We start from the raw sequence: 21,082 nt of genomic DNA, 5'->3' as shown, positions 1-21,082 counted from the left end.
CGCGACGACAACTTAGTTGCTGTGATGATGCCCTTCGACAAGGCGTACAACGACGTGTATGTGGAGCACCGGTTCGGAAGTGACACCGGTGTCGATCATCACGGCGACGAGGAAAGCGTGGCGTATCCAGCTCAATCATTCTGCCCGATATTGCGATACTCGACGCCGAATTGACTCTCGGTCTGCCGCCAGCGATCACTGCGGCCACATCGATGCGATGGTGCCCGCCAGAGTCAGCCGCGCAAGGATGATGTATCGATCATCGGTCTAGCCCGGAGCGTCGTGTGGTTCAGCGAAGCGAACGAAATCGGTGATTGTCTTGCGCGGCTTGTTCCGTCCGGGCTGAGCCGGACAGCCAAGCGTGATCAGCCCCTGCGGCTCCCAGTCCGCCGGTAATGACAGCGCCGTCTTCACCTCGTCGGGGCAAAACAACGGTGCGCACATCCAGCATGTGCCATGGCCCTCGGCATGCGCAGCGAGCAGCAAATTCTGCGTGGCCATTGCTGTGCTTTGCACTGCCATCGTGCGCTCTGCTTGCGTGCGGAACTGATCCGGATAGCAGTCCATCTCGACCATGCTGAGCGCGACGATGATCACGACTGGAGCCTGTGTGATCCGCTGGGAAGATCGCTCCACGTCCTGTTGGATAGGGTCAGAGGCATCACCGTCTCGGCTGCGGTCGGCCGCTAGGCGACGACCCATGGCGAGCGCCAATTGTTCCTTCGCAGCGGACCCGAACAGCACCATGTAACGCCATGGCTGGCGATTGTGCGCAGACGGCGCATACGCGACGCTTTCAAAGATCCTTGTGATACTCGCGGTGGACGGTTGTGCTGCGTGATAGCGGCGAATGCTCTGCCGCCCGCGAAGCAGGCTGTGTGCATCCAGTGCATTCATCAGTGCGTCGTTGCGAGTCGCGGCGTTCATCGGAACAAATCTGTTGTCTTGGACCGCAGCAGCTCTGCCGCCGACCCATCACGCCGAGCATAGGGTGCGCCGCGGATGAGGACGACCGGCACGCCTTCGGCTGCCTGCTTCCATCATCAGCGATGCTGCGCAAAAATGCTCTCATTCATCAGCGTGCCGCCGAGGTCGTTGACCCCGCCATACAGCAGGGTTCGCACGCCGTCTGGGCCAAGCTTGCCTGAATATTGGCAATAAGCGGAAGCAGCACCAGCCGTGCGATCGCATGCATCAGTCGCACCTCGAGCCAGGTAGGGCCTTTGCGCGTTCTGCCACGGACGCCCGAGTGGCGCTTTCATTTAGATGAACGGCAGGGGACGAATTCGGTGAAGCCTCCGATGCGCTCCTGCAGGTCGCGAACAGCAAGGTAGTGCGGGTTGACCCCACCTTGCGTGCAGACTTCGGTTGCCCCGCGGTCCAACGCCTCCTGTACGCGCCGCTATTGCGGTTTACGACATACCGCGCGACATCGCCGTTGGCTCGTTGGCGGAGCCGGAAACATAACCAGGTCAACTCCATACCGTCAAAGCGGCTTCAACTGCTTGATCAAATCAGCGAGACGCTCGTAGTCCTTTAGGAAACTAGAGGCACCTTAATCAGCTGCGGACGCAGCAGGTCATCCTGTACGGAATGGGCGCGGGCGATGCCTCATGGCAGAACCGAAATTGCATGGTTTCGGCGGAAATCATACAAAACCCTACAGGCCATGGAGAGAAGAGCCGCAGCGTTTCAGCACAAAATTAAGGGCATGACTGTTGTATATGACGAACTATCAAGTTCTCATGTTCATCGACAAATCCCATCAACGCCTCCTTGACCGTATCGAAATGCCGCTTTTCCATCGGGAGGCTAAGGAAGATATCGCCTCGCGCGGCCACAAGAACACCTCGCATCAGCATTTCCATATGCATGAGCGGCATTAGCACCTTGTCGATTTTCGGAACGTCCTTCGGACCGAGTATCGGGGTGGTCGTGAAGTGCGGCGCCATGATCGAGCCGAGCCCGGTGAACTGCAACGGAACATTGCGCTTGGCCAACATGATGTTCAACTCGGAGCGGAATGCCTCGCCGCGCGCGAAGAACCGAGCAGCTTCGTCACACGTGAAAACCTCAGTCATGGCAGCGACGCCCGCCGCCATCGAACACACGTTGTTATTGAAAGTGCCGGAGTGGACGAGCGTTCCAGCCTTGGCGGGGTCGAAGATTTCCATGATGTCGCGCCGGCCGCCGAACGCGCCCGTCGTCAATCCGCCACCGATATATTTTCCAAGCGTCGTCATGTCCGGAATGATGCCGAACCATTCCTGCATGCCGCCCGGGCCGTTGCGAGATGTCTTGACTTCATCGAAAATCAGAACCGCGCCTATCTCGTGCGATGTCGTGCGCAGCATCCTCATGAATTCGGGCGTCGCGCAGATGTTTCCACCCGCACCGATGATCGGTTCGATGATCACAGCAGCAAGATCCGGCGCGAACTTGCGCATCAGGCCTTCGGTTGCCGGATCGTTGTAGTCGGCCATCACAAAATCAAACGGCAGGTTTGACGCTCCCCCACCCGATTTGAAGGCCAGAAACCCGCCGTGGTAGGCATCGTTGAAGACAAGGATCTTCTTGCGGTTGGTGAATGCCCTCGCGGCGAGCAGCGCAAGCGTGTTGGCCTCAGTTCCCGAGTTGCAGAACCGCACGAGTTCAATGGAGGGAAACCGGTCGCATATCGCAGCGGCGAAACTCGTCTCATACAGATTGGGCCCGCCGAGCACGATGCCAGCGTCCAACGCTTTGACGATGGCAGACCTGATTGTCGGGTTGGAGTGACCGAACAACCCGGCGGAGTACTCGCCGACACAATCGACATAAGTGTGACCATCGGCATCCTCGACTTCCGCGCCAACGCCGTTCGCGATCGTCAGCGGGAACGGCTGATAGCCGAGAACTGCGCGGGTGTTGCCGGCGGGGAAAACCGCACGGGCCGCTTCTTGCGCTGCCTTGCTGTTTGGATTTGCCGCGGCATAGCGATCGCGCACGCGCTTCGTAGCGGCGGCGATGTCATTTTCGATGATCGTATCTACCATGCTCTTTCCCCAATAATCTTTGAAATCGACCTGATGCCGTACGCGTCAGATGGATACTGCGGTTGCGCCCAGCACTTGAACGCCGAGAATGAAGTCCTCGATCTCCATGGCCTCGTCCGCGTTGTGGCTGCCGTTCTCATTGCGGATCAGGATCACACCGCATGGAACGCCGTTCTTTTCGAAGATCGCGGCATCGTGTCCGACGGTGGGCATGATCTCCATCGCGATCGAAAGATCCTCGCCGGCCCTGATCGCGGCGTTCATGATTCTCGGATCTAGGGGAGAGGCAGACGAACCCGTTCGCACGCCAAAATCGAACGTCACCGAATGTTCCCTTGCGAGCTCGTCCGCCTTCTTGATCGCGAAATCATAAAGCTCTTGCATCACGCCATCGTTCGTCCCGCCGACGTTGAAGCTCCAGGTGAGTTCGCCCGGAACTTTCGTCATGGTATGGGTATCGGCGTTCGTTTGGATCACGCCCGTCGTGTAGACGAGATCGTCATTTCCGGCGTCGATCAGGCGCTTCCACTCCCCGTCGATACTGGCGAGCAGCTTGGCCGTGGCCATGACGGTGTCTTTGCGCAGATGCCGCGGCATGGCGCCCGAATGGCCGTATTCGCCGGTTACCGTCACCTTGGGATGCCGAATATTGCCGCGAACCGCCCGGGCGACGGCCACGGGACGATTCAACGAAACCAGCAAGGGAGCCTGCTCGATGTGAAGTTCGAGATAGGCATGGATGTTGGCAGGTTGAATTTGCTTGCGATTGAGCGACTCCTCCGGATCCAACTTCAGATCTTCGAGCAACTGCCACAGGCTCTTACCGTAGCGGGAGTGCTTCAGATTGTGCAGCTCGTCCCTGGACAGCGCGCCCATCAGCAGCTTGCTGCCGATATAAGCCTGCCCGAGCCAGGGGCTCTCTTCGCCTCGAAAGCCGATGACTCGGATGCCATGATCCGTGGCGATGGCCGCGCGCTGCAAGGCTGCCAACAGGGTGGCCCCTGCAACCACGCCCGCCAGCCCGTCAAAATTGCCGCCACGTGGGACCGTGTCGATATGAGAGCCTATGACGATCTCTTTGTTCGACTTGCCATTGCCCGGTCTTGTCATATGGATATTGCCGACACCGTCCCAAGAGGCCTGCAGACCTTCGGACCGGGCGAAATCGGCGAGGATCTCACCCGTCGCGGTTTCCTCGGGACCATAGGCCGCGCGTGTAATCCCTTCGACCTTATCGCGTGACGCATCGGCAATCGAACGAAACAGTCCAGCAGAAGCGTCCTTTAGCTCTCGAATGGCATGAGCAAGTTTGGTCAAAGCATTTCTCCTCGTCGGCATAGAGCCGTATGGTTAATATTGTTCGATCTCTGGTGAGCCCGGTGAGACCTATAAATTCTTCCTCGGCGCTTCCGGGCTCGGTCGACAGCCGTGCATTGGCGGGGCCGCCGACCTTTTGTCTGTCCTTGGGGCTAGCTCGCCATGCTCAAAGACTTGCGGCTTGGCGGTGTAAGAATCATCGGCGTAAGCTCTGGCGCAGCGAAGGCTGCATTGCGGCGCTCGACGGGAGCATCGCCGTAGGTGGTCGTTCGCAGCCGCGGGACACGGCCAGCGGAGCGGATGAGCGCCTCCATCTCCTTGGGAGCGAACTCCTGTCCGTGTTCGGTCCCGGCGGCACGCGAAATGCTCTCGTTCATCAAGGTTCCGCCGAGATCATTCACGCCGGCATTCAAGACGTCACGGGTACGGTCTGGTCCGAGTTTCACCCAGGAGGCCTGAATATTGGTGATCAACGGGTTAAGTGCCAGACGGGCGACGGCATGGATTAGGACTGTTTCTCGCCATGTCGGGCCCTTCCTCGTTTCGCCTCGGAAGAAGGCGGGCGCCTCCATATGGACGAAGGGCAGGGGGACGAATTCGGTAATCCCGCCCGTCTGTTCCTGCAGGTCGCGGAGATGCAGCAGATGACGTGCCCAATTCTGGGGTCCATCGACGTGACCAAACATGATGGTGGACGTCGTTTTGAGGCCAACCCGATGCGCCTGTTCGATCACGTTCAGCCACTGGACTGTCGTTAGCTTGTCGGCGCACAGGAGTTGGCGAATGGGGTCGTCCAGAATTTCGGCTGCTGTGCCCGGAAGACTTCCAAGGCCGGCATCGCGCAGCATCGACAGAAACGTCGGGATCTCGATTCCGAGCGTCTGAGCGCCGTGGGTGATTTCGAGCGGCGAGAAGGCATGGACATGCATCTCAGGAATCGCTTCTTTTACGGCCTTAACGAGGTCGAGGTAAGTCTGCCCGGTGTATTTGGGATGAATTCCGCCTTGCATGCAGACCTCGGTGGCACCACGGTCCCACGCTTCGACAACGCGGCGTTGCACTTCATCGAGGGCGAGATCGTAAGGTTTGCCGCGAAGGTTGTCGCTGGTTTTACCCTTCGAGAAGGCGCAGAAGCTGCATTTGAAAGAGCAGATGTTCGTATAGTTGATATTGCGAGTCACCACATAGGAGACGGTATCGCCATTGATGGATCTGCGTAGTGCGTCCGCAGCGCTGCATATTTCGGAAACGCCGGAACCACGTGCCTGAAACAAGCTCGCCAGCTCACGCTCATCGAGCCGCGCTCCCGATTCGGCGCGGTTCAGCACTCCGTCCATCGCGTAGAAGCGCAGCCCGCCAATGGGTGATGGAAATGGCTCCGCAGGTTTCACGCTGGCGATCCCTGGAGACCATTTGTCGGCACGTGCATATCCGTCAGCGTCGGACGCGCGCTTAATTGGCGTGATGAAGGCCGGATCAATCCAACGCTCGGCATTGTTAGTGTATGCGGGGTAGATCGCCAATCTCTCGACCAGCTCGAGGCCCGAACGCCGGGTTGCATCAGCTAGACGATCGATCTCCGGCCACGCTGCTTCAGGATTGACGTGGTCAGGGGTCACGGGAGAAATTCCGCCCCAATCATTGATCCCGCCTCGGAGAAGCTCGGTGTAGCTGTCCTTGCAAAGATTGGGCGGAGCTTGAATGTTCATGCTGGCAGGAAGGAGAAGTCTGGCGGCCGCGATCGTCCAAAGGTGGTCTTCGGTCGTCGGTTCGGGCGCATTGGCCATGCGCGTATTCGGCTTTGCGCGGAAGTTCTGAATGATCACTTCCTGGATATGGCCGTATCTCTCGTGCAGCGCGCGAAGAGCCAGCAGCGATTCAATCCTCTCGGCACGCGTTTCGCCGATACCGATCAGGATGCCGCTCGTGAACGGGACGGCTTGCTTCCCCGCCGCCTCGATCGTCGCGAGGCGCTCGGAGGGCTTCTTGTCAGGCGAACCGAAGTGCGGCATGCCGCGCTGGCAAAGCCGGTCGGAAACGGTTTCCAGCATCAGGCCTTGTGAAATGCTCACCTTGCGCAGTCGCGCAATATCGTCCTCCGACATTACCCCGGCATTGATGTGCGGGAAAAGGCCTGTTTCCCTGAACACCAGCTCGCACATCGCCTCCAAGTAGGAAAGTGTCGTTTGGTGCCCTAGGGTCGCCAGCTCTTCGCGTGCCTTGGCATAGCGAAGCTCCGGCTTGTCTCCCAAAGTGAACAGCACCTCATGGCAGCCGGTAGCGCGCCCGGCCTCGGCGATGGCGAGCACTTCGTCTGGAGACAGGAAGGACTTCTGATTGCGGACTGGCGGCGCAGCGAACGTACAGTAGGCGCATACGTCTCTACAGAGATGAGTGAGCGGAACGAAGACTTTTCGGGAGTACGAGACTACAGCGCCATGGGAGGCTCTGGCTTTCTCGCTGGCTGCCTTGAGGATATCCTCCAGAGGCGCCTGCTCTAGAACGTGGAGGAGGTCCAGATCGTTCAGATCAAACCGGATGTCTTTCATCATACTGATAAGCCCTTTTCTGAGATGTCCACGTCCGCGCCGACTACTACCCCAACTAGTACAACAATTTTGCGGTCGCCTGCCGCACCCGACAAGTCTCACGGAGTAGGGTATCGGCGCAATACGGTATGAAACTGATCTGCGGGTGTAGCTAGCGCTAATCTGCAGGCAAGCGTCGGTCACATCCTTGACTGAAATTGCAGGATTGGTTGCTAAGCGATGTCAGATTCTTTGTCGAAATCATCAACGAACAGATCCGTTGTCCTGCTGGCCGGGGGCGTTGGTGGTGCCAAGATGGCGGAGGGGCTCGCGGGCCTCGAGAATGTCGACCTGACCGTCATAGGAAATGTCGCGGACGATGATGAGTTCCACGGATTGTGGGTATCGCCCGATATCGACACGCTCACTTATAGCCTGAGTGGCCGGATCAATCGACAGCAGGGATGGGGGGTTGCGGACGAGGCGCTGCGCGGGCTTTCGGTGTTGAAGGAATTGGGCGAAGAAACCTGGATGACGCTCGGCGACCGCGATCTTGGCCTGCATATCTATCGCAGCAGCCGCTTGCGCAAGGGTCACGCGCGCCAGGCCATCGCCGACGATATTTCTCGGGCTTTCGGCGCTTGCTGCCGGATTGTTCTGTCAACCGAGGATGTCGTGCAAACCCGCGTAAAAACGGAAGCGGGCTGGCTGAGTTTCCAGGAATATTTCGTCCGCGAACATTGCGCTCCTGAGGTGCTGGAGCTGTCCTACCAGGGACTCGATGTGGCGGCCCCGAATCCGGCAGCTTTGGACGCGATCGCAAATGCCGATGTCATCGTGATCGCGCCGAGCAATCCGTTGGTCTCGATAGAGCCGATCCTCTCCATTGCCGGGATGCGGACGGCGATTGCCGGTGCCAAAGCCGCGAGGATCGCCGTGTGCCCCTTCGTCAACGGAAAGGCGATCAAAGGTCCGGCGGACAGGATGATGGTATCCCTGGGGTTCGAGGCCACGGTCGGTGCCGTCGCGCGGCGCTATGCCGGGATTGCCGACACGCTGCTGATTGATACTTCTGATCGGGCATTCTGCGGCGATGTGAAGTCGGCCGGCCTGTGTGCCGTCGCCTGCAATATTGTCATGACCTCGTTGGAAGACAAGGTGGCCTTGGCGCGTACCGTCTTGGCCACGGCGCTGTCTGCCGAGGCCTGTGGGGTGGTGCCGTGAGCCAGGTCAAGCCTCTTCTCTTCGCGATTCCCATGAAGGACCCGTCGATTTCCAAGTCGCGGCTCTCCATGGTTCTGGATGACCGTTCGCGGCGGGAGTTCGCTTTGGCGATGTTCGAAAGGACGCTCGACGTGGTTGCCAATGCCGCCGATGACTCGGCCGTTCTGGTGATCACGGAAAGCAGGCAGGTCGAGGCCATTTGCAAGGCGCGTGGCTTCAACACTCTGGTTGAGGACCGTGCCGAAGGCATCAATGAAGCCGCAAGGAAGGCCGCAAGCTGGGCCGCCGCGAACGGCTTCGAGCGGATGGCGATTCTGCCGATGGACCTGCCCCTGTTGTCGTCCGCAGATCTGGTTTATTTGCAGAACCTGGTCTTGCCACGCGGGCATGTGGCACTTTGTGAATCGGTAGATGGCGGAACCAACTGCCTGATGGTTTCGCCGCCTGACGCCATGAAGTTCCAATACGGCGAAGGATCGTTTCGCGCCCATCGGCTGGAGGCGATGCGCAACGGGCTGGTCTGCCACATCCTTCGCGACAGCAACATAAGGTTCGATCTGGATTCAGCCGAACATCTGCAAGAGTTTTCACAGATCGCGTCGCGCGACAAACACAGTTGAAAACAACATGACCGCAGTCTCGATTTTCTCCATCCCAGGGGTTCCGGATATCACCTCCGGCGACGACCTTGCGCGCATCCTCGGCGATGCGATCCACAGCCACGCAGGCGGCATAGCGCAGAACGATATCCTTGTCGTGGCGCAGAAGGTCGTTTCCAAGGCTGAGGGGCTTTTCGTCGATCTGGACGAGGTGGCCCCGTCGGCTGAAGCGAAGGAGCTGGCAGATCAGTTGGGCAAAGACGCCCGCTATGTCGAAGTCGTGCTTCGCCAGAGTAGCCGGGTGGTCAAACATTTCTGGCACCCGAGCCAGAAGGAGGGCACGCTGATCTGCGAGCATGTCAGTGGCCACATCTCGGCCAATGCTGGCGTGGATAGGTCGAATGTTGGCGGCGAGAATCGCGTTCTGCTGTTGCCGCGCGATCCGGATGCGTGCGCCCGCCGCCTGCACCAATCACTGCAAGCGCGGTTTGCCTGTGCCTTCGGCCTCGTCATCAGCGACACCTTTGGTCGGCCCTGGCGTTTGGGTCAGGTCAACGTCGCGATCGGTGCCGCCGGTCTGCCCGCTCTGAGGACCGAAATCGGAAATCTGGATGCGCATGGCCGCGAACTTTCCGTTACCGAACCCGCCTTCGGGGATGAAATTGCGGCTGCTTCGGGTCTCGTCATTGGCAAAGCGTCGCGGACGCCACTGGTGATGATCCGCGGATTGCACTGGCATGAGAAACCAGGTTGCGCAGGCGACCTTTTAAGAAATCAATCAGAGGATATGTTCAAATGACTATAGCGATTATCGGTGGAACCGGCCCGCAAGGCCAGGGTCTGGCACTGCGCTTCGCGCGTGCGGGTATTCCTGTTGCCTTGGGATCGCGCGACGGGGTGCGTGGCGCTGAGATCGCCGCAGAACTCAACCAGCGTCTGGCTGGTGCCGGTGCGCAGATCGTCGGCGTCAACAACGATGCCGCCGTCGCAAAGGCGGACGAGATCGTGATCCTGGCGGTTCCCTTCAGCGCGCACAATGTGACGCTTGAGGCCATCAAGGCTGGACTGAAGGGCAAGATCCTCGTCGACATTGTCGTGCCCTTGTCCGCGAACGATCCCAAACTTGTGAGCATGCCGCCGGAAGGCTCGGCAACCGAGGCCGCTCAGGCCCTGCTCGGGCCGGAAATTCCGGTGATCGGCGCTTTGCACAACGTATCGGCCACAACGCTGAATACGCTGGACTGGGACATCAACTGTGACGTGCTGGTCTGCGGCGACGATCTTACGGCCCGGATGAAGGTTATGGAGCTGTGCAACAAGCTCGGTGTGACCTCCTACAATGCCGGCCCCGCCCAGAGTGCGCGCTGCATTGAGGCAATCACGCCGATCCTCATCCGGATCAACATCTCGAAGGCGGTGCCCTTTTCGCACGCCGGGATCAAGATCTGGGCGCCAAGCCACTGACGCCGCAGATCGGGGATCGGGCGGCGATGCCGAGGCGCAAACAGAATGGCATAACGCTTGCGCAAGCGATCAATTCGGTCTGGCCTTTCGTTGCGATCGAGATAGCACTCCTGATCTTGCTGATTGCTTTCCCAGGCATCGCGACCTGGTTGCCGTAAATGCTTGAATAGGTAGGCAGTCGGCCGATATAGACCCGCATTGCACACCAAACTACACCGTTGATACTGCCGAAATGGACACGATGAAACACCTCTTCCCTATCAAAAAAGTTCGGGAAATTGTTTTCCCTCAACCGCCGGTGATTGCTGACCGTGGTTTCGAAGTCGATGGGTCTAATGTTCGCATGAACCTGAACGAATCGCCTTTTCCACCCTCGCCCAAAGCCATTCACGCGGCTGTTGCGACGCTTGGCAGTTTCAACTCCTATCCCGACCACGGCTGCAGCTCTCTCGCTGCGGCTGTCTCCCGCCAGACGGGTATACCGACCAATCGGATCAGCTTCGGCAATGGCAGTGGTGAGTTGCTGGTTGCGCTGGCAATGCTTTCGATCGAGCCGGGCGATGAGGCGGTGGTTCCCACCCCAACCTTTCCCACCTGTCCGAAGGGTGTGCAGATCGCGGCCGGTAAGCTGGTCAGCGTTCCCCTGCGGTCGGATGGCGTGAATGATGTGCCGGCGATGTTGGGGGCTATCACCGCCAAGACCCGCCTGTTCTATCTCTGCACCCCCAACAATCCCACCGGCGGCACGCTCGGGCAGGCCGACATCCTCCGCGCGATTGAGGAGGTTCCCGAGAATTGCCTCCTGGTAATCGATGAAGCCTATTATGAGTTTTCGGCCCATGGTGGTGGGCCTGATGTTCTTGCACTGCTCTCAAGCCGAGTTGGCCCCTGGGCTGTGACACGCTCGTTTTCCAAGGCCTATTGTCTGGCTGGGCTTCGTGTCGGCTACGCGATCAGCAGCGGTACCGAGATACAGTTGGGCCTCATGCAGCTTCGCCCGAACTTCAATGTGAACCGGGTCGCCCTCGCAGCCGCGACCGAGGCCTATGCCGATAAGGCTCACCTTGAGGCGACGCTGGACAAAACCATTGGCGAACGCAACCGGCTTGGCGACGGACTGCTTGCGCTTGGCTTTGAGGTCTTTCCCAGTCAGGCGAATTTTCTTGCTGCGGGTCTTCCCACAGCAACGCAGGTTTCCGCCCAGGACATCGTGGAGAAGCTGAAACAGGGCGGCATTCTGATACAAGCGATGCCCTGGCCAAATCAGCGTGGTTCGCTGCGGATTACGGTCAGTTCCCGAGAGAACAACGACAGGTTCCTCAGCGAGTTGCGTGAGATCCTGGCTTGACCTGCAGCGGCCTTTGCAAACGCAAGGGCTCATGTAGGTCAGCCTGAACACCTTGGTCATGTGTCATGAGGGCTGGCCCCGTGACTTCAGCGTCATGGGCCTTAAGTAAGTGCCATTTGTCTTAATGAGGCTTCGATGAATACCGCGGCGATCCATGAGCTTGGGAATTTTCGATTCATCCCGGGTGGCTATTTCTCAAACGGCGTCGCTGCTCTTGCAGGCAGCGAGCTGCATCGCGTCCGGTTTTTGCGGCCGCAACCACTGGAAGCGGGTTTCCGGAAGATCGCTGCCTTCCTCCAACAAAGGGGCAGGCCCCTGGCAGCGTTAGCTGCGTGTGAACTGCGTTCGCCCGCGGCCCTTGCGCGTTCAGACTTCGATCAGTTCAACAGGAAATACATTGAGCTTCTGGCCTCGTGTGGGTTTTCAGGGCAGCCGCCCTATCCCATCGGTCGCAGCAACCTCGCCCCGCTGTACAGCCCTCCAATAGAGCCTTCCGTGTTTGCGTTTACATACACCGCCCCGGTCGAGCGAAAACACGAGGTTCGGCCAGTCGACTTTTTCATCTCGGGCAAGCCGGAAAACATCGAGAGCGAGCCCGACGGGATTTTTGGTGGCGCCGACGTCTCCTCTGATGGCCTGAAGAGCAAGGCGGCGTACATCATGCAAGCACTCCGCGAGAGAGTCTTGCAGTTGGGTGCTGAATGGTCGTCGATCACTGCTTCACAGATCTACACGGTACATCCGGTCGAGGCTGTCGTTTCGTCGGTGTTTGCTGAGAGTGGGCTTACGAACGTCGGTCTTACGCTGTTTCCCAGCTATCCACCCGTACAAGGCATGGAATTCGAGGTTGATGTGCGCGCCGTAAGTCGCGAGCTGGTTCTCTGACCTTGCCCCCCCGAGAGCGGACACCCTTCGATGCGAACCCTCGCACAGTCGAAGCATGGAATGGTCACGAGCCCACACTCCCTGGCGACCAGCATTGGCCTGGAGGTATTGAAGTCGAAAGGCAGCGCGATCGAAGTGGCGATTGCCAAAGGGGCCGGCCTCAGTGTCACGTATCCGCATTTCTCCGGTTTCGGTGGCGATGCGTTCATGATCATTCGCGACAGGACTGGGAAGGTCCGGACTTTGTCCGGCATTGGCCAAGCGCCAATGGCCCCACCGGAGCGCATGGAGCGATTCCGACTCGCGGTCCTGCTTCAATGCTGACCACTGCAGGGAATGTCGATACGTTCGGTAAGGCGCTCGAAATCAGCCGCACGGAATTGGGCGGACGGTGGAGTTGGTCCGAGCTCCTGGCCCCGGCGTCCAAACGCATTCAGCCATGACAAGAAGCAACCCGCGAATCATAGCGACGAGCGAAACGTGCGCCCGGTCCTCATTGTCATCTTCTCTGCCTCGCCTGCGCACTGGCAGCGGTCTGGCCATAGGCGTCCAGGGATCGGTCGCGTCGAGAGACCGCCATGGCCTGACGGTGGTTGCCGCGTAACTGTCTTCTTAAGGAATTGAACATGAATTGCTCTGAGGTTGCCTCCGCTGCCAATCTGATCGCTCTTGAGCGCGAGCGCTGCTCTGCGATGGTCGCTGCTGATCGGGGAAGGTTCCGAGATCTACTTCACCGGGATCTCCTTCATATCCATGCAATGGGACAGGTCGACACGTACGAGAGCTACATGGCGACTGGCGGATTCAGCGCCCGGTACCTTCGCGTCGAACGCTTTGACGATCTGCACGTTCGGATCCTCGGGGATTCGGCGCTGATGACAGGGCGCCAATTGCTCGAATTGGAGCGCAAGGACACAGGAGACCGTATGCGAATCGACTCCCGGGTCATGCAGGTGTGGGTTCAGGAAGACGGGCGCTGGCAGCAGATTGCCTTCCAGACAACTCCGACCGAGATCTCGCTAGAACGACCGATCTGATTTGGCGCCACTCACCGAGAGCCGAACCGATGGACAACATCGGGTTGGGTGCTGATATCTTTGGACATGGCTTCATTTCAGTTGGGGCGAGGAGGGCGTGCTGGTCATCGGTTCGGGCAGCCTCACGCACAACCTGTACGAGTTCCGCCAGAGCGAGGAGGTCCCAGCCGGGTACGTGCAGGAATTCACATCGTGAATTCGCCAGGGCGTCGAGGCGGGCGATGTGGCCAGGTTGATCCGGCCGCTCGAGAAAGCGCCGCATGCGGCCCGGTCGCATCCGACCGCCGAACATTTCCTGCCCTTGTTGATCGCTGGGTGCTGCCTCGTTACCTGTTCCCGCAACGGTGCTCCCCGGCGGCATCGTTCACGGGGTGCTGTCGATGTAATCGTATGTGTTCGGGATGCGGGTGCGGTGGGCGTCTGAACTGCGTCAGCGCCTGGCCTCGGCCGGCTTGATCAGTGCCAGCGCGAGTCCCGCGGCGCAGCACACCATCGACGCCCACTGCACGGGCCCCAGCGGCTCGTGGTGAATGATCGCGCCGGACACCATCGCCACGACAGGCACCATGACCGATGACAGGCCCGCTACGTTGCCAGGCAACAAGCCGACGATTGCAAACCACGCCGCGTTGCCCACTGCCATCGGCACGAGCGTGATGTACGCGATGACCACGAGAGTTGTCGTCGAAGGCACGAACCACGGACCTTCCGCGAAGGCAAATGCGCCGATCGTGAGAGGCACTGCGGCGACCAGCAGCTGCCAGCCTGTGAGCACCAGCGGCGAGCCGGGCACGGGACAGCGCTTGAGGATGACGGTGCCCGCCGCCCAGCCAAGGCCCGCGAGCAGCCCCATGGAAAAGCCGAGCGGCGCCTTCGCGTAGGCATCGATTCCGTTGACGATGAGCAGCGCGACGCCCAGCCCCCCGATCGCCAATGCCAGCAACACGCGGCCGGTCGGGCGCTGTCCCACGAATGCCCAAGCCATCAAGGCCGCCCACAGCGGCATCGTGAAGCCGAGGATGGCGGCTTGCCCTGACGGTATCAATATCGCCGCATAGGTGCTGGTGATGTTCCAGACCACGAGGTAGGTCAGCGAGGCGGCAACCAGAGTGCCCCAATGGGCTCGCGCAATGCGCAACGATTCGCCACGGGCGCGCGCGATCGCCAGCAGCGCCAATCCGGAGCCGACCAGGCATACGGTACGAAAAGTCCACACGGAGACCTCACGCACGCCGATGGTGAACAGTGGCCACATGGTGCCCCACACCAGCGTGAGGACGAGGACGAGGGGGATTGCTTTGCGCAAGGTTGGGGTGCTTCGGAACTCAGCGGAAGATTAGCCAGAGAAGGCGATCAACGCATAAGAGTTTAGGTTCTTCAAAACAAGTAGGCGCCAGCAAAATTTGGGGCGAACAGCCTCATTCGGCAACACCACCGTCATTATGGTCACCCACGACATCGGAACTCCTTGGCGCTCCCCCGTCTTTAGCCCGAGCCACGTCCATTTCTTGCGGAAGAATTACTTCATTCTTTACCGCAAGAATCTCAGCCATCACGCTAACCGCGATCTCAGCCGGGGTCTTGCTCCCTATATAAAGACCGATCGGTCCGCGCAGCCGAGCTAATGACTCTTCGGTCTCCGCGAAGTGGTCAATCATCCGTTGCCGCCGGGCAGCGTTGTTACGTCTGCTGCCGATGGCGCCAATGTAGAACGCTTTGGAATTGAGCGCCTCCAGCAAAGCCAAGTCGTCAAGTTTGGGATCGTGAGTAAGGGCCACAATACAGCTACGGCGGTCAGGCTTGAAAGCCATGACCACATCGTCAGGCATGCCGGTCAGCATCTGAGCGCCCGGCACATTCCAACCACCTCGGTATTGCTCCCTAGGATCGCAGACTGTTACAGCGAAGCCGCTGAACAGCCCCATTGTGGCCAGATACTCGGTTAGCTGACCCGCGCCAATTAGCAGCATGCGGTACTCAGGGCCGAAGGTGTTTACTACTTCTGTCGCGTTTACATACGGTGTTCCAGGCGACGCGTCCAAGGTAACAGTGCCATCGGACAGCCGCACAGTTCGGCGCATTAGCTGCCCCTGTTCCAGTCCCTGAACCAATTCGCCCAAGCTGATGGCGTCCGGGTCGTACTCCAAAAGCAACTCTAGTGTGCCGCCGCAAGGCAGGCCAAAACGGTGTGCCTCTTCGGCAGTTACCCCGTACCTTATGAAAATCGGAGGACCCAACGGGAGCGAACGAATTTCATCTTTTCCAGCATTGGCCGTCGTAAAGCGGTGTATCAGATCATCTTCAATACACCCGCCCGAGATGGAGCCGACCACGGCGCCGTCTTCGCACAACGCCATGATCGAGCCTACCGGGCGCGGCGACGAGCCCCAGGTTCGCACGACCGTTGCCAATAGTGCTCGCTTACCGGATCGGCGCCATCCATGCAGGGTCCGAAGCACCTTCACGTCGAGATTTTCCATAGTTACTGTAATAGGGGCTTCTGTCGCGTTCCAATTGATAAACATGTCAGGGGTAGGAACGGATGCGCCAGCTACTCAACTGCGATGGATTTTTCCTGCCAACGCATAAACTGGTCGGCAAAAGACAGTTCGTTGCAGCCTTGCAGAATGGCCTTTGCGAATCATGTGCATGAGTCATGTCAGGACATTCTTGGCCGATCGAAAGGACTCGAAGTTCAGCATTGGTCTGGCGACGCGCGTGATGGCCCTGGTCAATGCCGCGCCTCTGCCATTGATCTCATCGCCTCAAGCCTCCAGCGCGACCATCACCTCGTCGAGCATCTTCTTGGCGTCGCCAAACAGCATGCGGTTGTTGTCCTTGTAGAACAGCGGGTTGTCCACACCGGCGTAGCCCGAGGCCATGCTGCGCTTCATGACGATGGAGTGCTTGGCCTTCCAGACTTCGAGCACCGGCATGCCGGCAATCGGGCTGGTCGGGTCGTCCTGCGCGGCTGGGTTGACGATGTCGTTGGCGCCAATCACCATGGCCACGTCGGTGTCGGGGAAGTCCTCGTTGAGCTCGTCCATCTCGAACACGATGTCGTAAGGCACCTTGGCCTCGGCCAGCAGCACGTTCATGTGGCCGGGCATGCGCCCGGCCACCGGGTGGATGCCAAAGCGCACCTTGACGCCTTTGTCGCGCAGCAGCTTGGTGATCTCGAACACCGTGTGCTGGGCCTGCGCCACCGCCATGCCGTAGCCCGGCACGATGATCACGCTCTTGGCCTCGCGCAGCATCTCGGCCGTCTCCAGCGCGTTCACCGGGATCACTTCTCCGGCCGGTTGCGCCGCGTCCCCGCTGGCCTTGGGCTTGACACTGGTGGTGCCAAAGCCGCCGGCAATCACGCTGATGAAGCTGCGGTTCATGGCGTTGCACATGATGTAGGACAGGATGGCGCCGCTGGAGCCCACCAGCGCGCCGATCACGATCAGCAGGTCATTGGACAACATGAAGCCGGTGGCCGCGGCCGCCCAGCCCGAGTAACTGTTGAGCATGGACACCACCACCGGCATGTCGGCGCCGCCAATGGCCATCACCATGTGCACGCCAAACAGCAGCGCAATCGCCGTCATCACGATCAGCGGCGTCATGGCCTCGTCGATGGAGTGGGCGTTGAGGAACTCGCGCCCGAACCAGATCACCACCAGCAGGCCGGCCAGGTTCATCCAGTGGCGCCCCGGCAGCAGCATGGGGTTGCCGCCGATGCGCGCGGACAGCTTGCCAAAGGCGATGATGGAGCCCGAGAAGGTGATGGCGCCGATCAGGATGCCGATGTAGATCTCCATCTCGTGAATCGCCTTGGCCGCGCCGGTGAATTCCTTGGACGCTTCCGGGTCGATGAAGGTGGCAAAGCCGACCAGCATGGCGGCCAGGCCGACCATGCTGTGCATCAGCGCCACCAGCTCGGGCATTTGCGTCATTTGCACGGTGCGCGCCGCGTACAGACCGATGGCGGCGCCCACCAGCATGGCGCCGAGAATCCAGGGAATGCCGGCGGCCGTGACCTGCGGGCCGAACACGGTGGCCAGCACGGCAATCGCCATGCCTATCATGCCGTAGAGATTGCCGCGGCGCGAAGTTTCCTGGTTGGACAGGCCGCCCAGGCTCAGGATGAAAAGAATGGTGGCTCCGATATAGGAGACCGTGGACAGACTTGCGGACATCAGTGGTCTCTCTTATTTGCGGAACATGGCCAGCATGCGCTGGGTCACGGCAAAGCCGCCGAACATATTGATGGCGGTGAGCACAATGCCGGCCGCCGCCAGCCAGCGAATCCAGTCATCGGGCCGATTCGCGGCCCCGGCGATCGGTGGCGCGATCTGCACCAGGGCGCCGATGGCGATGATGCTGCTGATGGCATTGGTCACGCTCATCAGCGGCGTGTGCAGGGCCGGCTTGACGTTCCACACCACCATGTAGCCCACAAAGCAGGCCAGCACGAAGACGGTGAAATGGGCCAGGAAGGCCGCGGGCGCGTTGGCGCCGACAAACCAGAACAGGGCGGCGGACACGCCGAACAGAATGGCCAGCTTGTTGCCGGCCATGGGTTCGCTCGGGGCACCGTGACCGTGGGCCTTCTTGACCGCCACTGGCGCGGCGGCGGGCTTGGTCTGGGCCGGCGCGGCCGCCTGCTTGGGCGGGGGCGGCGGCCAGCTGATGCTGCCCTCCTTGATGACGGTCAGGCCACGAATCGCGTCGTCTTCCATGTTGACGTTGATGATGCCGTCCTTGGTCTTGCAGAGTTCCTCGCTCAGGCGGAACAGGTTGGTGGCGTAGAGCGTGGACGACTGCTTGGCCAGGCGGCTCACCAGGTCGGTGTAACCAACGATGGTGACGCCGTGCTTGACCACCGACTGACCGGGCTCGGTCAGCTCGCAGTTGCCGCCGCGCTCAGCCGCCATGTCGACAATGACGCTGCCCGGCTTCATGCTCTTGACCATCTCGGCGGTGATCAGCCGGGGCGCGGGCTTGCCGGGGATGAGCGCGGTGGTGATGATGATGTCCACCTCCCGCGCCTGCTTGGCGTACATCTCGCGCTGGGCCTGCTGGAAGCCCTCGCTCATGACCTTGGCGTAGCCGCCGCCGCCCGAGCCTTCCTCCTCGTAATCGACCTTGACGAATTCGCCACCCAGGGACACGACCTGGTCGGCCACTTCGGCGCGGGTGTCGTTGGCGCGCACGATGGCGCCCAGGCCGGCGGCGGTGCCGATCGCGGCCAGGCCGGCGACGCCGGCGCCGGCGATGAAAACCTTGGCCGGCGGCACCTTGCCCGCGGCCGTGATCTGGCCATTGAAGAAGCGGCCGAAGGCGTTGGCGGCCTCGATCACGGCGCGGTAGCCGGCCACGCCGGCCTGCGAGGTCAGCGCGTCCATCTTCTGGGCGCGCGAGAGCGTGCGCGGCAGCGAGTCGATGGCCAGCACGGTCACCTTGCGCTCGGCGAGCTGCTGCATCAACTCGGGCTTTTGCGCCGGCCAGATGAAGCTGATCAAGGTGCCGCCGGCCTTCATGAGGGCGACTTCCTCCGGGGTGGGCGCGCAAACCTTGAACACGATGTCGGAGCTGGCCCACAGCGTGGCGGCGTCGGCGACGATGTGCGCGCCGGCCGCGCGGTAGCTGTCATCACTGCAATGGGCGGCATCGCCGGCGCCGCTCTGGAGCACCACCGAGAAGCCCAGCTTGATGAGTTTTTCCACCACCTCGGGCACGGTTGCCACCCTTTTTTCGCCAGGGAAAATCTCGCGCGGAACGCCGATCACCGCAGGCTTGCGTGCTGCTTCCCCTTCAATAGCCCCGTTGGTTCCAGCCGCGGGCTCGTGTGTCGTTTCAATGTGCATGCGTGACCGCGATGCCTTGTCCCACGCCGATGCACATGGTGCAGAGCGCGTAGCGGCCGCCGCTACGGTGCAACTGGTTGACGGCGGTGGTGGCCAGCCGGGCGCCGGAGGCGCCGAGGTCGTCGACACGAATGGAGGAGGAGGCGCCGCCGTGGCGGCCGAAGGGCGTGCGGATCGCGTCGCAGATGAGGCTTGTTTGGTCATGAGGTGCTCCGGGTGTCAGAGAAGAGGATCGGCAGGCCGACCAGGCGTTCGAGTTCGGCATGGCTCAGGTCATCCATCGACCGCGTCGATGAGCCTGAGGCCCTGCGGCGGCCTGAGGCCCTGCGGCGTGCAGGCTAGCGTGCACTTTGGTCACTTCTCAAACAAGTCTCACGGAGTAGGGTATCGGCGCAATACGGTATGAAACTGATCTGCGGGTGTAGCTAGCGCTAATCTGCAGCCAGGCATCCGGTCACATGCTCAGGCACCGCACCAGCTTGAAGAAATTCACCTGGCTGTGGGTCAAGGATGTGCCCCGGTGTTTCGTTTAGGCGAACAGTTTTAATAAACCTTACGTGACAAAGGAACTTCACATGAGAGACGAACGGATCGGATTCTGCTTCCTTGATCGGCCATCTACAGTTGAGCAGATTGAACTTGTCCAAACGATGGAGAAGCTTGACTACACGTCTGCGTGGGTGACGGAAACCCGCCTGGCGAGAGATGCCTTTAGCGTCCTTGGTGCGTTTGCCGCAGTCACGAGCCGCATTCAGCTCGCCACCGGCATCGTCAACTCGTGGACCCGCGGCCCTGCACTGATGGCGATGACCCTGGCAACACTCGATGAGATGGCTCCTGGCCGCGTCATCTGCGGATTGGGGGCTTATTGGGACCCGCTGGCTTGGAAACAGGGCATCGACCGCCGTAAGCCGGTTTCGCAAATGCGTGAGTATGTTGAGGTGCTCCGCCGTTTGCTGAATCTGGAAGAAAACATCACCTTTGAAGGTGAATTCGTCAAGGTGCGCGATATCAGCCTGGACCTGGGTCATGGTTCGACGCGCGAACCCAAGAACGTCAAGATCTACGTGGGCCCGACTGGTCCCGTCATGACGGAGCTGGCAGGCGAGGTTGCCGATGGCGCAATCCTGAACGGTCTGCTGTCGCCGGAGTACACCGGTCGGATGGTGAAGAACCTGAAGGATGGCGCGGAGAAGGCCGGTCGGGACTTCAACAACTATGAGCGTCCGCAGCTCCTCAACATCGCCATTTCGAACTCCGATCCAGATTCCGCGCACTACGCAGCGCACTATCTGGTGACCAAGTATCTCGGCCAGCAGCCGCATATCGGCCTTGCCAGCGGACTGGAGCCGGAGCTGATCGCACGCATCACCGAAGTGATGGGTGGCTGGCCGGCGCGCAAGAACGGCATCGAAGACGCCATGAAGCTGGTGCCCGTCGAAACCGTTCGCAAGATGACGCTTTCCGGCACCTCGACTCAGGTCAAGGACCGCGTCAATGAGTGGAGAGATGCGGGCATTTCCTATCCGGTGTTCCTGCCTCTGAGCGAGAACTACGACGAAATGGTTCGCGCCATGGCTCCCGGGACCTGGTGATACATATGGGAAGAATTGTGGGGCGTAACTCAGCAGCTGTGGCTGCAGAAGAAATTCAGTTGCGTTCTCGTGACGCACGACCTGCGCGAAGCGGTTTTTCCAGCGGACACGCGGCCGTTCTCTGATGGGCCACCAGTCCGCCCTGGCAGCTAGTTAGCAGTCCGAAACATTTAGTGCATTCACTCTCTTATCCAT

At 60.2% G+C, this 21,082-nt stretch carries 18 protein-coding genes and 3 pseudogenes; 11 read left to right on the top strand and 10 right to left on the bottom strand.

The window, feature by feature from the left end; translation table 11 throughout:
- Window positions 1-67 precede the first annotated feature (67 nt).
- Window positions 68-229: pseudogene (locus tag BLR24_RS31235) on the top strand (iron-containing alcohol dehydrogenase); the annotation flags it as partial.
- Between the two features lie 38 nt (window positions 230-267).
- Here the strand turns inward: BLR24_RS31235 and BLR24_RS06825 are convergent.
- From BLR24_RS06825 to cofH, 5 genes are all read right to left on the bottom strand, one after another.
- Window positions 268-927: a nitroreductase family protein gene (locus tag BLR24_RS06825; protein ID WP_093014500.1), complete on the bottom strand. Its 660-nt coding sequence runs from the start codon at window positions 925-927 to the stop codon at window positions 268-270.
- A 116-nt stretch (window positions 928-1,043) separates the two neighbouring features.
- Window positions 1,044-1,262, bottom strand: a complete 219-nt coding sequence (locus tag BLR24_RS30875) for a hypothetical protein (protein WP_217636294.1) — start codon at window positions 1,260-1,262, stop codon at window positions 1,044-1,046.
- A 441-nt stretch (window positions 1,263-1,703) separates the two neighbouring features.
- A complete protein-coding gene (locus BLR24_RS06820) occupies window positions 1,704-3,035 on the bottom strand; it encodes an aspartate aminotransferase family protein (protein WP_093014497.1) in 1,332 nt (443 codons plus the stop codon).
- A gap of 45 nt (window positions 3,036-3,080) precedes the next feature.
- On the bottom strand, window positions 3,081-4,352 hold the full coding sequence (locus tag BLR24_RS06815) for a hydantoinase/carbamoylase family amidase (RefSeq protein ID WP_175543204.1): 1,272 nt from the start codon (window positions 4,350-4,352) through the stop codon (window positions 3,081-3,083).
- Between the two features lie 152 nt (window positions 4,353-4,504).
- Entirely contained in the window at window positions 4,505-6,904 is a 2,400-nt protein-coding gene (cofH, locus tag BLR24_RS06810; RefSeq protein WP_093014491.1) for a 5-amino-6-(D-ribitylamino)uracil--L-tyrosine 4-hydroxyphenyl transferase CofH, read from the bottom strand.
- A gap of 216 nt (window positions 6,905-7,120) precedes the next feature.
- Here cofH and cofD point away from each other — a divergent pair, with 216 nt between their 5' ends.
- From cofD to BLR24_RS06770, 8 genes are all read left to right on the top strand, one after another.
- Window positions 7,121-8,104 carry a 2-phospho-L-lactate transferase gene (gene cofD / locus BLR24_RS06805; protein WP_093014488.1) on the top strand — a complete coding sequence of 328 codons (984 nt, stop codon included), beginning with the start codon at window positions 7,121-7,123 and terminating at the stop codon, window positions 8,102-8,104.
- Complete coding sequence (gene cofC / locus BLR24_RS06800; RefSeq protein WP_139188733.1) at window positions 8,101-8,724, top strand: 2-phospho-L-lactate guanylyltransferase; 624 nt, start codon at window positions 8,101-8,103, stop codon at window positions 8,722-8,724. The genes cofD and cofC overlap by 4 nt, the downstream gene beginning before the upstream one ends.
- A 7-nt stretch (window positions 8,725-8,731) precedes the next feature.
- Window positions 8,732-9,502, top strand: a complete 771-nt coding sequence (cofE, locus tag BLR24_RS06795; RefSeq protein ID WP_093014482.1) for a coenzyme F420-0:L-glutamate ligase — start codon at window positions 8,732-8,734, stop codon at window positions 9,500-9,502.
- Window positions 9,499-10,167, top strand: coding sequence for an NADPH-dependent F420 reductase (gene npdG, locus BLR24_RS06790; RefSeq protein WP_093014479.1), 669 nt, complete (start codon window positions 9,499-9,501; stop codon window positions 10,165-10,167). Before cofE ends, npdG begins: the two co-directional genes overlap by 4 nt.
- A gap of 241 nt (window positions 10,168-10,408) precedes the next feature.
- The gene (locus BLR24_RS06785; protein ID WP_175543203.1) at window positions 10,409-11,515 is read left to right on the top strand and encodes a pyridoxal phosphate-dependent aminotransferase; all 1,107 of its coding nucleotides are present in this window, start codon (window positions 10,409-10,411) and stop codon (window positions 11,513-11,515) included.
- Window positions 11,516-11,650: 135 nt separating this feature from the next.
- Window positions 11,651-12,400, top strand: a complete 750-nt coding sequence (locus tag BLR24_RS06780; RefSeq protein WP_093014473.1) for a 2-amino-5-chloromuconate deaminase CnbZ — start codon at window positions 11,651-11,653, stop codon at window positions 12,398-12,400.
- 30 nt (window positions 12,401-12,430) lie between these two features.
- Entirely contained in the window at window positions 12,431-12,724 is a 294-nt protein-coding gene (locus BLR24_RS06775; protein ID WP_368086192.1) for a gamma-glutamyltransferase, read from the top strand.
- A gap of 302 nt (window positions 12,725-13,026) precedes the next feature.
- Window positions 13,027-13,437 carry a nuclear transport factor 2 family protein gene (locus tag BLR24_RS06770; RefSeq protein ID WP_093014470.1) on the top strand — a complete coding sequence of 137 codons (411 nt, stop codon included), beginning with the start codon at window positions 13,027-13,029 and terminating at the stop codon, window positions 13,435-13,437.
- Window positions 13,438-13,867: 430 nt separating this feature from the next.
- On the opposite strand, the gene BLR24_RS06765 is transcribed toward BLR24_RS06770, so the two are convergent.
- From BLR24_RS06765 to BLR24_RS30870, 5 genes and pseudogenes are all read right to left on the bottom strand, one after another.
- Window positions 13,868-14,743: a DMT family transporter gene (locus BLR24_RS06765; protein ID WP_093014467.1), complete on the bottom strand. Its 876-nt coding sequence runs from the start codon at window positions 14,741-14,743 to the stop codon at window positions 13,868-13,870.
- 112 nt (window positions 14,744-14,855) lie between these two features.
- Window positions 14,856-15,917: an XdhC family protein gene (locus tag BLR24_RS06760; RefSeq protein ID WP_093014464.1), complete on the bottom strand. Its 1,062-nt coding sequence runs from the start codon at window positions 15,915-15,917 to the stop codon at window positions 14,856-14,858.
- A gap of 285 nt (window positions 15,918-16,202) precedes the next feature.
- Window positions 16,203-17,621 carry a Re/Si-specific NAD(P)(+) transhydrogenase subunit beta gene (gene pntB, locus BLR24_RS06755; RefSeq protein ID WP_093014461.1) on the bottom strand — a complete coding sequence of 473 codons (1,419 nt, stop codon included), beginning with the start codon at window positions 17,619-17,621 and terminating at the stop codon, window positions 16,203-16,205.
- Window positions 17,622-17,633: 12 nt separating this feature from the next.
- Window positions 17,634-19,292 (bottom strand): Re/Si-specific NAD(P)(+) transhydrogenase subunit alpha, encoded by a 1,659-nt coding sequence (locus tag BLR24_RS06750; protein WP_093014458.1) that lies wholly within the window; start codon window positions 19,290-19,292, stop codon window positions 17,634-17,636.
- Window positions 19,282-19,410 (bottom strand): annotated as a pseudogene (locus BLR24_RS30870) (hypothetical protein); the annotation flags it as partial. The pseudogene BLR24_RS30870 and the gene BLR24_RS06750, both read right to left, overlap by 11 nt.
- Window positions 19,411-19,867: 457 nt before the next feature.
- On the opposite strand from BLR24_RS30870, the gene BLR24_RS06740 reads away from it, so the two are divergent.
- Both BLR24_RS06740 and BLR24_RS30990 read left to right on the top strand, forming a co-directional pair.
- Window positions 19,868-20,887 (top strand): LLM class flavin-dependent oxidoreductase, encoded by a 1,020-nt coding sequence (locus BLR24_RS06740; protein ID WP_093014455.1) that lies wholly within the window; start codon window positions 19,868-19,870, stop codon window positions 20,885-20,887.
- Window positions 20,888-20,896: 9 nt separating this feature from the next.
- Window positions 20,897-20,998: pseudogene (locus tag BLR24_RS30990) on the top strand (ABC transporter ATP-binding protein); the annotation flags it as partial.
- Between the last annotated feature and the right edge of the window lie 84 nt (window positions 20,999-21,082).

This window comes from Variovorax sp. OV700 (genome assembly GCF_900099805.1).
GTDB lineage: Bacteria > Pseudomonadota > Gammaproteobacteria > Burkholderiales > Burkholderiaceae_C > Variovorax.
The sequence above is the reverse complement of the archived record's forward strand: the minus strand, read 5'-3'. Positions and strand labels throughout refer to the sequence as shown.